We start from the raw sequence: 16,049 nt of genomic DNA on the forward strand, positions 1-16,049 counted from the left end.
AGGGAGCTTGCTCCCTTTTTTTATATCTCAATAATATTCAATCAGAAGAAGCCCTCAAGGAGCTCATATGACTAATTCAATCACCCCACTTGACTCAGCAAAACATGCGCACCTGAAAGTGACTCCTACCACTTATGAACATGTTGCTGCGCAACACTTACTACCTATTTCAATTTATGAGTTTGCCTTTGCTGCTGTAGATGCTCCTGTTGTTTTTGTTAAAAATAGTGAAACAGGAGAATATCAGTCCGTAATTATGCTTGGATTAAAACCTGGACAGAATTTGAAGCAAAAAGATGGCAAATGGTTAGGGCTGTATATTCCAAATATACTTAAAAACTATCCGTTTGGTTTAATGTTGAGTGCTGAACAGCAGGATAAAGTATGGGTGGGGATACGAGAAGAAAGCGCTCATGTGAGCACTGATAAGGGAAATGCATTGTTTGAAGGTGGAGAGGAAACTGCGTTTTTAAGATTGCGTAAAGACAGTATTATAAAAAACTTCGAACAAGAGCAAATGAGTAAGGCAATTATTGCATTTTTTGCTCAAAAAGAATTATTTTCTCCCCAAAGTCTTACCGTTGACATCAAAGGCGAAAAACGCGGCATAAATGGTATCTATTTCATCGACGAAGCTAAGTTAAATCAACTCAACTCAGATGAGTTCTTAGATATCAAGCAACGGGGCCTTTTAGCGCCGATTTACAGCCATTTGAACTCATTGCATCAAATTAATCGCCTAGCGAAAGAAGAAATCGAGTTGAGCGTTTAAGTAATCAGCAGGCATAGATCATGACTTCAAGAAAAGAAATAAAGAGTGTCGTCATTGTTGGTGGCGGAACTGCAGGTTGGATTTCTGCCTGCCATTTAGCTAAAAAGTTGAATGTTAGAACACCTAAAGTACAAGTTATGTTAGTTGAGTCCCCGAATATTCCCACTATCGGTGTTGGTGAAGGGACTGTACCTATGTTACGCGAAACATTAAAGTATTTTGGTATTCGAGAAGATGAGTTTATTCGTTGCTGTGACGTAACATTTAAGCAGAGTGTTAAATTCATTGATTGGAATAAACCCAATTCAGGGGAGTACTATCACCATTTATTTGATTATCCCTACTTTAAAGACGTTACTTCAACTTGGCTTAATAAATCTCTTTCAGATAGAGGCCGCTACGCTGATCTTGTGTCAGTTCAAGGTCATTTGATTGATGCGGGACTTGGACCTAAAGTGATGACACAGCCTCAATATCGAGGTGCTATGCATTACGCGTATCATCTCGATGCTGCAAAGTTTACCAAGATGTTAACCAAATTTGGTGTTGAACAGTTAGGCGTTAAACATCTTCTTGCAGAAGTCATTGATACAAAAATGGACGCTCTGGGACATATCTTAGAGTTACATACTGATAATGCTGGTGTATTGAATGCGGACTTGTATGTTGATTGTACAGGATTTAGTGCTCAACTCATTGGAGATGCATGTAAAGTTCCCTTCGTTGATAAGAGTGACATCTTGTTTGTCGACTCAGCATTAGTTGTGCAGCTTCCTTATGAAGATAAATATACGTCTATCCCTTGTTTCACTAAATCAACAGCACAAGAGGCTGGCTGGATATGGGATATCGGTTTGTCTGAACGTCGTGGTGTTGGTTATGTGTATTCCAGTCAATATTCATCAATAGAGCAAGCTGAGAGTGTATTGCGGGAATATCTTGGTAAAGCAGCAGAACACGTCTCGTTTCGACACATACCGATGAAGGTGGGGTATAGAGAGAAATCGTGGCAAGGTAACTGTGTGGCGATTGGTTTGTCGAGTGGTTTTGTTGAACCTCTAGAAGCGACTGGTCTGCTTATGTTTGATGCGACAGCCAGAATGTTAGCCGAATGTTTTCCTGCTAATACTGACGTTATGCCACTTGTGGCTAATCGTTATAATCAGCGCGTATCGAATGCTTGGAATCGGGTGATTGATTTTATTAAACTTCATTATGTCATCGCTAAACGAATGGATACGCCATTTTGGGTTGATAATAAAAATGAAATAAGTATTCCAGACACATTAAAAGAACATTTAGAATTGTGGCGCTATCACATACCGACTGCCTATGACTTTACTTCTACGCTAGAATTTTTCAATTTAGAAAATTATTTATATGTACTCTATGGCTCAGACTTTGAGTCAAAATTAGAGAGGAAATTAAATGATGAAGAGGAAAGGCTTTTCACGGTAATGACCGAGAAATTAGGCAAGCAGGTTACATTACTCAAATCGCAATTATTACCCCATAGAGAGTTAATTGAACGTATCAAGTTGTATGGCATCCAACTTAATTAATGGTTGAATTAAATGGTAAGTAGAGCAAGATTTTTAATCTTGCTCTTTATTATTTTAAATATTTTTTATTTTCGCTAAGAATTCTTGATGTGATAAAGATTGCTCTTTTGCTCTAAACTGTTGTGTTTTTAAGTTGTCGAGTATTCTTGATATTTCATTTTGGGGACAAGGTATATGAATTTCAGGAATATGCTGCATACCATAAAGTACGTAGCGATAATTCTCATCTGTAAAAACTGAACTATATCCATTGGCAAGATCGACATACTCACAAACTTTGTCTTTCCATAGTGTCATTTTTTGTTCTAGAGCAGGGATGAATGCTGAGCTTTGTGCTGCTTTTTGCCAAAATTCATTTTCATCTCTATCAGTTAAGCAGTAATGAAGTACGATAAACTGTCTAAGATCGGTATACAAGCCGTTCATTGCGGTATTATATGACGTCCTTATTGCTTGGGAGGGATTTGATGACGTTAAATGCGTCGCTAGCAATCTTGCACCTAAGTTTATAAGATGCAAGCCTGTCGATTCTAAGGGTTCAATAAATCCACCTGCGAGACCCATTGCAATACAATTTCCAACCCAAAATTCACGTCTACAACCTATCTTCATATCTAAGTGAACAGTTCTTATGATCTCTTGTTCATCGCCAAGATAAGCTTTTAATTCAGCCTCAGCCTGTTCCCTCGTTAGACTATTGCCATCGTAGACATAACCCGTTCCTTGACGATTCGTTAGGTCAATTTCCCAAGCCCAACCATGACTAAGCGCTGTTGCTGTCGTATAAGCTCTTGGTAGCTGGTGAGGCAGATATTCCCGCTGCATTGCAACGGCTTTATTGCAAGGTAATTCTGTTTCGAATGATTGCCAGTTATCATTCTTTAGGCTTTGAATTAAAAGCCCTTTAAAGCCTGTGCAGTCGATAAATATGTCGCTCTTGAATGAGCCTAGGTCAGTTACAACCTCAGTGATGTTGCCATCATTAACCAGAACGTCCGTTACATTTGCTTCTACATGCTCTACACCTGCTTGGGTGGCTTTACGCTTTAAAAAGGCCGCCATGAGCGTCGCGTCTAAGTGGTAACCATAGGGGACAATACCTTGATATTGGTTCAAGTATTGCGTTTTAGGGCTTAAGTTATTTTGCATTAAGCTAAATGAAAGACTTGTTGCTTCAGCAAAGGGAGTGATGTTTGATTCATTAATCTGATTATTTAAAATCCAAGCACTTGCATTATCAATTTTCCCAGATGGTTTTTGTTGCTCAAATGGATGGAAATATTCATGCATTTTACCATCGACTGGTTTCATCCAGTTACGAAATAATATGCCAGTCTTTAATGTTGCGTTTGTTTCTCTAAGTAGTTCATTTTCATCTAATCCCATAGCTGCAAAGAAGAATCGTAGACTATGAACGGTAGCTTCACCAACGCCAATAATACCAATTTCTTTACTTTCGATAAGTCTAATATCAATGATATTAGACGAATGGTTATATAACTTACTCAAGTAGAGAGCCGTCATCCAGCCTGTGCTACCGCCACCGACAATCGTGATACTTTTTAGCGGAGAATTATTCATCTTAATGTTTCCTATTAACTCGCCAACATGACGCTACCCGTCAAAATGATCCAAATGGAGAAAAAGAGTTTTAATACTTTTACTGGGAGAAAGAGTGCTAATTTACGAGCGAGTAATCCTCCGATAATGGCGCCAGGGCCTGCGAATAAAACTAGCTCAAAGAGGGCATGGCTATTTGTTGAAAAAATATGGATAGGGCTTGCCGACCAGACTGTAATCGCAGAAACAACAACGCCAGTGGCGACCGCCATTTTGGCGCATATTCCCCTTATCATGAGATAAATGACGACTAATTCGCCGACGCCTACCGATAACCAAGCTGTGATAATACCGCCGAAATAGCCAATGAGAGCGAGCCAAAGAAAATCGACCGGCATTATAGAGTGAGTGATTTGTGTGCTTTTTTTGCTACTGATAATGATGGCGATACCAAGCACTATCGAGAAAATGCTAAAGCTGGTGTGTAGCGAAGAGGGCGAATTGAGTTGTAGTAATTGGCTACTCCAGAAACCTAAGACAGAAAAGAAGGCTGCAAGTAATGATGCTTTTACAAAACCAGACCATGCATCATCTTCTCGATGGTGCTTTTTATAATGCAGTGACCATGAAATCGCGCCTGCTGTCATGCCAAAGCATTGGATCATAAATGAAGTCGAGACACTTTGAGACTCATTAAAGTTGAGGCTCGAAAATACCGGAATAAAGATGACGCCACCGCCAGCTCCCGTCGAGTTTGCAAATATCGCTCCTGTGATGCCTAGAAAAACGAAGCGTCCATATTCTTGGATAAGATCAAATAGCGAATGAAAATGGTTCGCCCAAAATAACCAAGCTCCACAGAGTAGTAATACCAAACTGAGGTTTAGGTAATACCGATTTAAGCGCGGAGCAGACTGGGTATTATTGCGCACAAGTGTGTTAATGGGATTCATCAATAGCTACCGTGATCTTTGTCATGTTATCGCTATGTTACCAATGAAAGACAGCGTTGTCACATAAGCTTGAATAAATAAATTAAACATTGTAAGTATATGAAAAATTATAATTAATTGTGTCTTTTCATAAAAAATAACAATAATTGTCAAAAAAATGTAGAAATCCTGTTCTTTCTTGTGTACTTTAATAATGACAACGCTGTCATCTGCTTGTGTGACGCGTTGTTTGTAAGGTCTGCATGAGAGGATGAGGTCTCCTTATCATGTGTTTGGCAGGAGTATTGCTGTCGGGCGGCGATACGTTTGTCTTTGATATTTTGATAGTCTCTCCCCAGAAACTAGCGTGGGCTGGGTACTGTAAGCAGTGCCTAGCCATTTTTTTAGGATGTTTTTACAATATTACTCAACTGCCTACCTCAGCACTTGAACGTTAGCGGCATAGATAAAAAAACTCACTGGTATAAACCAGATAATAAAAGAGGCTGCAATTTATGGCGATTCATTTAACGGTTGCGATGCGTGTCATTGCAATTGGCATGACGAGTGTCATTGCCCATGTCACTGCACGCATCATGACAAGAAGAACGGTTTGCATCCCCCTGTTTATAATGGCATTAGTGTTTTTTTCGGCATTTTCCTCTTTTGCTGTATTTGCTGCCGACACAGCCACAAATAATTTAGCTTCAAATTCTGATGTGTCTAAATCGTCTGCACAGGTTTCAAAAAAAATCACCACCGCGATACAGCAGGAATGGTTGCTAAAGTTACTTGATGAAGCACTGCGGCGCTCGGATTCGGGTTATCAAGCGCAAGAAATGTCGACTCAAATGAATCAAAAGCGCAAGGTTGAAGAAGCACTCGCTGGGACAGTCGACGTGTTTTGGAGCATGACCTCAAAAGAATTGGAAGAAACTGTGCTTCCCGTGCGCATTCCATTGTTTAAAGGGTTACTTGGTAATCGGCTGCTGATTATCCGTAAATCGGATGAGGCACGATTTGCTAATGTGAAAACCATGGCGGATTTTAGGCAGTTAAAGGCGGGGCAAAATCGTTATTGGCCCGATGCCACGATTTTAGAAGCCAATGGATTACCCGTCGTCACTAGCTATCAGTACACCAATTTATACTCCATGTTAGAAGGCGGGCGTTTCGATTATCTTGCCCTCGGTGCCCAGGAAATTGGCGAAGAACTCGAAAATCACCCCGATCCCGCACTTAAGGTCGATAGCCATATCCTGCTGCAATATCGTTCGCCAGCTTATTTCTTTGTTTCCCCTAAGCGCCCCGAACTTGCTGCGGCCATTTTAGCCGGGCTTGAAAGTATGGTAAGCGACGGCTCTTTTGATGAGATGTTTAATCGCGAGCTTAAAATTGAGCAACTGTATCGTGAGGCTAAGTTTGAGCAACGGGTCATTATCCGTCTTGATACAGCTGATTTAAGTCCATTTACACCAATAGAGCGCACAGAATTATGGTTAGATCTTTTTAGTATGCAAGGTGCAAAATAATGAAAACATTAGCCTTAAAAGTACAGATTGGATTAGCGGCAGCAATTTTTATGATTGTTAGCGTTCTGTTCGGTGCATCATACTGGTTGGCGAGCGATAAATTGGCTGCCAGTGAAACTGAGTTTGAAGAAAATACCGTCGCCAATTTACAAGTGACCATGGCGCAGCCCATCTTCACCTACGACTATGAGCAGATCCGTGCAGTGCTATCTGTGATGCTTAAATCTGCGCAGATTTATCATATTGTCGTGAGTGACCATCGCGGTAAAGTATTAGCCGAGAGTCAACAGGCTCAAACAGTGGCCGATGAGTATCTAGTAAAACGTGAAATTCACTTTGCTGACCAAGGTAACCCAACGGGCCAATTGGCCATTCAGTTTTCTATGTTGCCAATTCGCGCTCAGTTGTCAGATTTACTCTTAGGTTATTTCTTGCAGGCGTTGTTAATTCTCGGTGGTAGTTTATTTGTGATCTTCATTATTCTTAAACGTTTAGTGATTAATCCACTTGAAAATGTGGTCCGTGCCATGGAAGAAATTGCCAGCGGTGACGGTGATTTATGCCACAGATTACCGGTTGAGAGTCAGGATGAGATTGGTCAGCTTGCTAAGGCATTTAATGGTTTTGTAGAGCAAATCCACGGCACGATTTCCAAAGTGCACGAAACCTCAGGGCAATTACTGGGCGATGCCAAAGCGCTTGGTTCATTGTCGCAAACCAACAATGATCGTGTGCAAACCCAATTAAAAGAAACCGAGGCGGCAGTGACGGCGGTAACTCAACTGAGCGCCAGTGCCAATGAAGTCGCCATTAATGCGAAACGCACCGCGGATGCGGCGAGTCAGGCCGATAAAGCGGTCGATGACAGCCAGCGGCAGTTCGATTCGGGATTAGACATTACTCGTAAACTGGCATCTGAATTAGCCCGCTCGGCATTGTCCGTTTCACAGCTACAGCAAGAAACCCAAAAGATTGATGAAGTGGTCGTGGTGATCAACAGCATTGCCGAACAAACCAACTTACTGGCGCTTAATGCTGCGATTGAAGCGGCGAGGGCGGGTGAACAAGGGCGCGGGTTTGCTGTGGTGGCCGACGAAGTGCGCACCTTGGCGAGCCGAACTCAACAGGCCACAGGTGAAATACAGAAAATGATCCAGCAGGTCCAGAGCCGCGTGGCTGAAACTGTCACTGTGATGCAAGCGAGCCAAGCCCTTTCAACTCAGGGCGTTAACCGCTCAGAAGAAATTAAGTTAGTGCTTACTAAAGTGACTGATTTAGTCTCAAATATCAGTAATATGAACATCGAAGTTTCCCATGCGGCACAGGAGCAAACCTGCGTCACCGAAGCGATTTCTCGTACGTTAAATGATCTTGCCAATGTCTCAGGTTCAGCCTCACTCGATAGCGAGCACTTAGCGCACTCGAGCGAGCGACTGTTTCACCAAGGGGAAAGACTGCGGACGTTAGTAACTTCCTTCAGATTGTAGCCATTTCTGGAGCTAGATAAGGATAATCATGAAAAAAACACTTTCAGCAAGCGCCATTTTACTGGCTTTAGGATTAGCGGCCTGTTCCGAGGCGCCTGTGACGCCTTCCGCAGCGTCAGCCGATAAGGCTGTGGCTCAAACACAGCAAGCTCAGGACGCATTAACTCAAGCGCAGTTACAACAACTCGGGGATTCGTTAGTCGTAACTTATCGTGTTGTGACCAATGTGCCAGACGATAAGTGCCTAAAAGATAAAGCCGATGGTCGCTGTTTTGTCGCTCAAATTGATTTCGTGCCCGGTATGGATTTAGCCAGCCAAGATTGGGAAATTTATTTAAGCCAAATGCGCCCAGTGCAATCGGTTGAAAGCGGTGAATTGACGATAACGCACGTTAAAGGCGATTTACATCGTATTACGCCAACGGCCGCTTTTAAGGGATTTGTTAAGGGCGAGAAAAAGCAACTGACATTCCGTGGTGAGCCGTGGCAATTGGCTGAAACTGACGCTATGCCAAACTATTACCTCGCAGCAAAAGGATTAGAACCCGTCATTATCGCCAGCACTCAAGTGGGTAAAGATGCCGAAACGGGTTTAGAGACGCGTCCGTATGTTGAAGGGTTTACGAATTTTAAAACCCAATATCAACGCACTGAAACGGATAAACTCGCGCCAGCCGATGCCGCGCAATTATTTAAAGCTAATCAAAGCGTGAGTGAAGATGCTGCCTTTGCTGTGGATACCATCATCCCAACGCCACAAAAGGTGAAGATCTATTCAACCGATACACCAGTATCCCTTGCTGGTGGTATTAAGCTAGAATATCAGCAAGATAACCCAGAGCAAAAGAGTCAAGTTGCGGCGGCGGTGGTACGTTTAGCTCGCCTGGGTGTGGCTGAATCTGCGAGTGGCATTACGGTGAAATTTGCCAGCCAAAAAGGGGATGAGGGCAGTTATCGCTTAGATATTCAGCCAACTGAAATTGTGATTGCTGCCAATGATGCAGCAGGCTTCTCTTACGGTTTGTCATCACTAGCAAGCCTTGTGGATGTGAATTCGCTGAAAATGAATGCCATGACCATTGAAGACCGCCCACGTTATCCGTTCCGTGGCATGCACATTGATGTGGCTCGTAATTTCCACAGCAAACAATTGTTGCTGGATTTGCTCGACCAAATGGCGGCTTATAAGCTCAATAAACTGCATTTACACATGGCTGACGATGAAGGTTGGCGACTCGAAATCGACGGGCTACCTGAGCTGACCGACATCGGTAGTAAACGTTGTCATGATCTTGCTGAAAATACCTGTCTGTTACCGCAACTGGGCAGTGGTCCTTTTGCGGAGTCGAGCGTTAATGGTTTCTATACTAAACAAGACTATATCGACATAGTGAAATATGCCGAGGCGCGTCAAATTCAAGTGATCCCATCGATGGATATGCCGGGTCATAGCCGCGCCGCGATTAAAGCGATGGATGCGCGTTTTCGTCGATTACAGGCTGAAGACGTAGAGCTTAAAAACACGGGCAAAGTGCAGGTTGTCCCTGTGCAGGAAACGGCAAATCAAGCTAACACAGCGGTAAAAGCGTTAGATGCGGGCGCTCGTCAATTGCAAGCAGAAGGAAAAACCACTGCAGCTGAGCAATATTTGTTATCCGATGCAAACGACAAAACGGTTTATTCTTCAGTGCAATATTACGACGACAATACGCTTAACGTGTGTATGGAGTCGACTTATCACTTTGTCGATAAAGTGATTGATGAAATTGCCAAGTTACACCAAGCCGCGGGTCAACCATTGACGCGTTACCACATTGGTGCCGATGAAACGGCGGGAGCTTGGAAACAATCTCCTCAGTGTTTAGCATTTGTCGCCAATAACGATAAAGGCGTTAAGTCGATAGATGACTTAGGCGCTTATTTTATTGAACGAATTTCGACTATGTTAGCGGCAAAAGGCATTGAAGCAGCAGGATGGAGCGATGGTATGAGCCATGTTCGCCCTGAGAATATGCCCGCTAAGGTGCAGTCTAATATTTGGGATGTGATTGCCCACAAAGGTCATTCGCGCGCCAATCAGCAGGTGAATCTCGGCTGGGAAACCATACTTTCTAATCCTGAGGTATTGTACTTTGACTTCCCCTATGAGGCCGATCCTAAAGAGCATGGTTATTACTGGGCGAGCCGCGCGACCAATAGTCATAAAGTCTTTAGCTTTATGCCTGATAATTTAGCCGCTAACGCCGAGCAATGGACCGATATTGAAAATCAGCCATTCGAAGCGGATGACAGAATAAAATTTGATGAGGCGGGTAACAAAGTCTCGGGTCCAAGGGAGAAAGGCAAACCCTTTACTGGCTTGCAAGGGCAGGTTTGGAGTGAGTCGATTCGCAGTGATGATACGCTGGAATATATGGTGTTCCCGCGTTTGTTGATGCTGGCAGAGCGGGCTTGGCATCAAGCCGAATGGGAAGTGCCCTATCAGTATCAAGGCGCTGTGTATAACCAAAGCTCGGGGGCTTTTACCTTAGCCATGCGTGATGCACAGGCAAAGGAGTGGCAACAACTTGCGAATACCTTGGGCCACAAAGAGTTTATCAAGCTAGATAAAGCCGGCATCGATTATCGCGTACCGACGGTCGGCGCCGAGATCCGTGACGGTAAACTGTTTGCTAATATTGCCTATCCCGGGCTCAAACTTGAATACCGAAGCCTCAATGGCGAATGGCAAGTTTATCAAGCGGGATTGGTGGTCACTGCACCGATTGAGATCCGAGCCATTGCGGCCGATGGTATTCGTAAAGGCCGAAGTTTAATCGTTAACTAAATCGTTTTTATATCTGGCTGTATTTTAAAGATAAAATACAGCCTTTTTGTTTTTCTGTGTCAGTGATTGCCTAAATTTGATTTTAGATCATAAATCACTTAAAAAAGTAAATGACAACGCTGTCATTTTTGCTGTAACATTGAGTTAACTAAAGTTGAGCGCTGTATTAACGGCAAATAATAAGCAACGGTAGCGCTGCATTGATAGCTGAAGAGGGGTGTCATGGGGTTAGTCCAGACAAAAGATCAACAACTGTTTATAGGTGTAGATGGCGGCGGCAGTAAATGCCGAGCCACCATCTACTGCGCAGACGGTACCGTTTTAGGGACAGGTGTTGCTGGACGCGCAAATCCACTGCATGGTCTCACACAAACATTTGAATCCATTGAAGCATCGACTCGCCTGGCGTTGCTGGATGCGGGCATGAACGAGAGCGATAGTCACTTGCTGGTGGCGGGTCTTGGTCTTGCTGGCGTAAATGTCCCTAGGTTATATCAAGATGTTATCAACTGGCAGCATCCTTTTGCGGCCATGTATGTCACTACCGATTTGCATACGGCTTGTATTGGTGCGCACCGTGGTGCCGATGGCGCGGTGATCATTACGGGTACTGGCTCTTGCGGTTATGCCCATGTTGGCGATACCAGCTTGAGTATTGGTGGTTATGGTTTTGCATTGGGTGATAAGGGCAGCGGTGCTTGGCTTGGATTAAAAGCCGCCGAACACGTGTTGTTAGCACTCGATGGCTTTGCCGTACCAACCCGATTAACCGATATGCTGTTGAATGAGTTTGGTGTCACCGATGCGCTAGGCATTGTCGAAAATCTAGCAGGTAAATCATCAAGTTGCTACGCCGCATTAGCCAGAAGCGTACTCGATTGTGCCAATGAAGGTGACGCGGTAGCGACTGCTATCGTACAAGAGGGGGCTGATTATATTAGCGACATGGCACGTAAGTTATTTAGCTTAAATCCGGTGCGTTTTTCTATGATCGGTGGTCTTGCTGAGCCTTTACAAGCTTGGCTCGGTGCCGATGTGGTCGCTAAGATTTCAGAAACCTTAGCACCACCCGAACTCGGTGCTATGTATTTCGCCCAGCAAGAATTTAATAAGTCGTTGTCAGTGCACATAGGCACTGAAGCCAAATCCTGTATTTGAACGTGAAGGTAAAAGACATGACAAACACTATTATGGAACAAGAAGCACGCACTGCACCGCAAAAAATTGCGGGTCAATTAGAAGCTAACGCTGACATCATGCAGCAGTTAGGTGAGAAACTGCGCGCCTTCGCCCCTCGTTTTGTGATGATAGTAGGTCGCGGCTCATCGGATCATGCGGGAGTGTTCGCTAAATACTTATTTGAAATTGAAGCGGGTGTACCGACCTTCGCCGCCGCACCTTCAGTGGCAAGTGTGTATGGTAAAACCTTGAAACTCGAAGGCGCGTTAGTCATTGTGATTTCACAATCTGGCCGTAGCCCTGATATTTTGGCGCAGGCGCGTATGGCAAAAAATGCCGGTGCTTTCTGTGTTGCCTTAGTGAATGATGAAAGTGCACCTATTAAAGATATTGTCGATGTCGTTGTGCCTTTACGTGCAGGTGAAGAAAAAGCGGTTGCTGCGACTAAGAGTTATCTCGCAACGTTGTCGGCGATTTTACAACTCGCCGCCGCCTGGACTCAAAGCGAATCGCTCGCTCGCGCTGTAGCGTCTTTACCCCAAGCGCTGCAAACGGCGGTGGACGCTGAGCCGCAGCTCACGCCAGAATCCGTTGCCGACGTGAAGAACTTAGTCGTACTCGGCCGTGGTTTAGGTTATGCGGTATCCAAGGAAATCGCGCTTAAGCTAAAAGAAGTGTGTTCAATCCATGCCGAAGCGTTCAGTAGCGCCGAGTTCCTCCACGGCCCTGTCACTTTAGTTGAGAAAAAACTCACTATCGTTGATGTGTGCATTGGCGATGAATCCTACGCTAGCCATATCGAACAGATTGAAAATGTGAGCCAACGCGGCGCCGATTTAGTGCATCTGAATCAAACCTCGACCGACATTCACCCACGTGTTGCTCCGTTAGCGTTATTACAACGATTCTATATCGATGTGGCTGCGGTTGCGATTGCCCGCGGTATAGATCCCGATCAACCGGCTGGCCTTAAAAAAGTGACCCAAACGCTTTAAGCGGCAAAGTTTAAGAGGTCTAGGTAGGCTGCACGATTAAACATCTGCAGCTAAGCCACGCGGTTAAACTAATTTAAGCTTTAAGCTAACCGCGTTATTTATTGAAAGAGGTTTGCGATGAAAATCACCCTGATCGCCGAGCGTATTTTTGATGGTGAATATTTCCATCAAGATGTGCCTGTGACTGTTGAAGACGGACACATTCTGGCGTTTGATACGGTTGTTGGCGCGAAGGAAATCCGCCAAGCCGGAACGCTGGTGCCAGGTTTTATCGATGTGCAAGTGAACGGTGGCGGCGGGGCGTTATTCAATGCCGATCCGAGTGTTAATTGTATTGAGACTATCGGCCGTGCCCATGCGCGTTTTGGTACGACAGGTTTTTTACCTACGCTTATCACAGATGATGTCAGCGTGATGGCTAATGCGGCCGATGCAGTGGCCGAGGCTTTAGTCAAAGGTAGCGCTGGCGTTTTAGGGGTGCATTTTGAAGGGCCACATTTATCTGTGCCTAAAAAAGGTGTACATCCGCAGGGTTTTATTCGCGAAATCACCGATGCGGAACTCGCGGTATTTTGTCGTCAAGATCTGGGGATTAAAGTCGTCACGCTTGCGCCTGAGAATGTGTCGCCAGAGGTGATCCGCACTCTCGTCGCGGCGGGCGTGAAGGTGTGTTTGGGCCACTCTAATGCAGACTACGATACTGTTGTTGCGGCATTAGCGGCAGGCGCGACGGGCTTTACTCATCTTTATAATGCGATGTCACCACTGGGTTCCCGTGAGCCGGGCATGGTTGGCGCGGCGATAGAGAGTGAAACCGCTTGGTGTGGTTTGATTGTCGACGGTCACCATGTACATCCCGCGGCGGCAAAGGTTGCACTAAGGGCAAAACCGAGGGGCAAGATAATGTTAGTCACGGATGCTATGCCGCCTGTTGGTATGGATGATGAGACTAGCTTCGAGCTCTTTGGTACTCGAGTGTTAAGAGTCGGCGACAGATTAAATGCCGTGACAGGTGAGCTGGCGGGCTGTGTGCTCGATATGGCGACTGCGGTCAATAATACTGTGAACTTGTTGGGTTTACCTTTGGCGGAAGCCTTAAGAATGGCGGCGTTATATCCCGCGCAATTCCTCGGGATTGACCATAAGGCTGGCCGTTTAGCACTGGGACATAGGGCTGATTTTGTCTTGCTCGATGCACATAACAAAGTGCAGGCAAACTACATTGCGGGACGGGCAGTCTATTCAGGGCCGATTTATGCGGGCCAGGCAATAGGGGCACACCCTTAAATCGCTTTTGCAGTTTAGGTGATTTTTAACATCTATACCCAAACTACCTGAAAATGCAGGATTCAGCGGGAATTTAACGCACTTTAGGCAATGCCATTTATTGCTCCTGCATAAATGGCATTCACGCCATCCATGGCGATTGCGGTTATTTGCAGACCTAGTGGACTAAGTTAAAAATAACCAACGCAGTATAAAGTGCGTTAAAACCCGCCGAGACGGAGTGCCTAGGGCGCTCCACTTCCGTGTTGCATCAATTCAAAAGGTGGCCGACATTCTGTCATTGATGCGCCTTGAATTGAAGCACCCTAGGCGCTCTGAAACTCGTATCTTCAGGTCGCTTGGGTATAGCCCTTGTCGTATTTTGATGACAGGGGCTAAGTTTTTTTATTGTACAGCACTAATTTTAAACAGTATTAGTTTTGTACAGTATTAGTTTTGCTCAACTTTTATAAAAGCTTTTAATAACAATAATAAAGGATGATGGCATGGGGACGACACAGACAAACGCAATTGCGCCAGTAAAGGTGAATAAACCTAGGTTGATGTCGCTGGATGCACTGCGCGGCTTCGATATGTTTTGGATTTTGGGCGGTGAGGCTCTATTTGGTGGCTTGCTTATTTTAACGGGCTGGGCAGGTTGGCAATGGGGCGATGAACAGATGCACCATAGCCAATGGCATGGCTTTCAGTTTTACGATTTAATCTTTCCGCTGTTTATTTTCCTCTCTGGTGTGGCCTTAGGTTTATCTCCCAAACGTTTAGATAAATTACCCCTGAGTGAGCGATTACCTGTGTATCGTCACGGGATTAAACGACTCTTTTTATTGCTGTTACTGGGCATTTTATACAACCACGGTTGGGGAACGGGCGCGCCTGCCGATCCTGAAAAACTTCGCTATGCCAGTGTGTTAGGTCGAATAGCCTTTGCATGGTTCTTTGCGGCATTATTGGTGTGGCACACGAGTCTACGAACCCAAATTATCGTCGCCTTGGGCATTTTGCTCGGTTATGGCGCAATACAACTTTGGTTGCCTTTTCCCGGTGGACAGGCGGGCGTGCTCTCGCCAACGGAATCCATCAATGCCTATGTCGATTCGATTTTATTACCCGGCGTGAGTTATCAGGGGCGCACGCCCGATCCTGAAGGTTTACTGTCGACCATCCCCGCCATAGTCAATGCGTTAGCGGGTGTGTTTGTCGGCCACTTTATTGTTAAATCCCATCCTAAAGGTGAGTGGGTCAAAGTGGGATTACTCGCCGTAGCAGGTGGTGCTTGCTTAGCCTTAGGTTGGCTGTTGGATCTTATCATTCCGGTTAATAAAGAGCTGTGGACCAGTTCATTTGTGCTGGTGACGTCGGGCTGGAGCATGATTCTGCTGGCAGTGTTCTATGCCTTAGTCGATGTGCTTAAGTGGCAAAAAGCCGCCTTTTTCTTTGTGGTGATAGGCACCAACGCCATCATCATTTATTTAGCGTCGAGCTTAGTGGATTGGAAATATATTGCTCAAAGTGTGTTTGGCGGCTTAGTGCAGGCCTTGCCTGAAAGCGCTCAAGCGTTAGCTGCGGTTATCAGCTTGCTTGCGGTGCAGTGGCTGGTTTTATATTGGATGTATCGCCGCAATATTTTTGTCAGGATTTAGTCTGTTTGCTTAATCGCTTGAGATAAGTCGCACACACTCAGTGTCTGCGGCTTTTTTTACATTATTTTCTGGATGTGAGTCATCACTTACTTATAACTTATCAGTTGGCCAATCGATGATTACGAGGGAATATTCGCGAGAATTTATTAAATGACAGCGTTGTCTTTTTGTGTTATTTGTTTTAACATCACTGAAACAATGGTGCGTTTGGATGATAACATTAGCCATTGCGGACGAGTCGCGATACGGATATTCGGGAACTTAGGCATTAATTTA

The 16,049-nt window shown here is 44.8% G+C and carries 11 protein-coding genes; 9 read left to right on the plus strand and 2 right to left on the minus strand.

Going from position 1 to position 16,049, the window contains the following annotated elements; translation table 11 throughout:
* Positions 1-67: 67 nt before the first annotated feature.
* Both L5M71_RS00830 and L5M71_RS00835 read left to right on the plus strand, forming a co-directional pair.
* A complete protein-coding gene (locus tag L5M71_RS00830) occupies positions 68-772 on the plus strand; it encodes a SapC family protein (RefSeq protein ID WP_263173350.1) in 705 nt (234 codons plus the stop codon).
* 20 nt (positions 773-792) lie between these two features.
* A complete protein-coding gene (locus L5M71_RS00835) occupies positions 793-2,334 on the plus strand; it encodes a tryptophan halogenase family protein (RefSeq protein WP_263205907.1) in 1,542 nt (513 codons plus the stop codon).
* A 54-nt stretch (positions 2,335-2,388) separates the two neighbouring features.
* On the opposite strand, the gene L5M71_RS00840 is transcribed toward L5M71_RS00835, so the two are convergent.
* Positions 2,389-3,915 (minus strand): tryptophan halogenase family protein, encoded by a 1,527-nt coding sequence (locus L5M71_RS00840; RefSeq protein WP_263205909.1) that lies wholly within the window; start codon positions 3,913-3,915, stop codon positions 2,389-2,391.
* 14 nt (positions 3,916-3,929) lie between these two features.
* On the minus strand, positions 3,930-4,847 hold the full coding sequence (locus L5M71_RS00845) for a sulfite exporter TauE/SafE family protein (RefSeq protein ID WP_263205911.1): 918 nt from the start codon (positions 4,845-4,847) through the stop codon (positions 3,930-3,932).
* A gap of 494 nt (positions 4,848-5,341) precedes the next feature.
* Between L5M71_RS00845 and L5M71_RS00850 the strand changes: the two genes are divergently transcribed.
* The 7 genes from L5M71_RS00850 (at position 5,342) to nagX (ending at position 15,773) form a co-directional block, all read left to right on the plus strand.
* Entirely contained in the window at positions 5,342-6,358 is a 1,017-nt protein-coding gene (locus tag L5M71_RS00850) for a substrate-binding periplasmic protein (protein WP_263205913.1), read from the plus strand.
* Positions 6,358-7,845, plus strand: a complete 1,488-nt coding sequence (locus tag L5M71_RS00855) for a methyl-accepting chemotaxis protein (RefSeq protein WP_263205915.1) — start codon at positions 6,358-6,360, stop codon at positions 7,843-7,845. Before L5M71_RS00850 ends, L5M71_RS00855 begins: the two co-directional genes overlap by 1 nt.
* 28 nt (positions 7,846-7,873) lie before the next feature.
* A complete protein-coding gene (locus L5M71_RS00860) occupies positions 7,874-10,672 on the plus strand; it encodes a family 20 glycosylhydrolase (RefSeq protein ID WP_263205917.1) in 2,799 nt (932 codons plus the stop codon).
* Positions 10,673-10,894: 222 nt separating this feature from the next.
* Positions 10,895-11,830 (plus strand): N-acetylglucosamine kinase, encoded by a 936-nt coding sequence (nagK, locus tag L5M71_RS00865; RefSeq protein WP_263205920.1) that lies wholly within the window; start codon positions 10,895-10,897, stop codon positions 11,828-11,830.
* A 17-nt stretch (positions 11,831-11,847) separates the two neighbouring features.
* Positions 11,848-12,846 (plus strand): glucosamine-6-phosphate deaminase NagB-II, encoded by a 999-nt coding sequence (gene nagB-II / locus L5M71_RS00870; protein WP_263169585.1) that lies wholly within the window; start codon positions 11,848-11,850, stop codon positions 12,844-12,846.
* 117 nt (positions 12,847-12,963) lie between these two features.
* The gene (gene nagA, locus L5M71_RS00875) at positions 12,964-14,133 is read left to right on the plus strand and encodes an N-acetylglucosamine-6-phosphate deacetylase (RefSeq protein ID WP_263205923.1); all 1,170 of its coding nucleotides are present in this window, start codon (positions 12,964-12,966) and stop codon (positions 14,131-14,133) included.
* 485 nt (positions 14,134-14,618) lie between these two features.
* A complete protein-coding gene (nagX, locus tag L5M71_RS00880) occupies positions 14,619-15,773 on the plus strand; it encodes a transmembrane glucosamine N-acetyltransferase NagX (RefSeq protein WP_263205926.1) in 1,155 nt (384 codons plus the stop codon).
* Positions 15,774-16,049: the final 276 nt, after the last annotated feature.

Source organism: Shewanella sp. SW1 (assembly GCF_025653545.1).
Classification (GTDB): Bacteria; Pseudomonadota; Gammaproteobacteria; order Enterobacterales; family Shewanellaceae; genus Shewanella; species Shewanella oncorhynchi.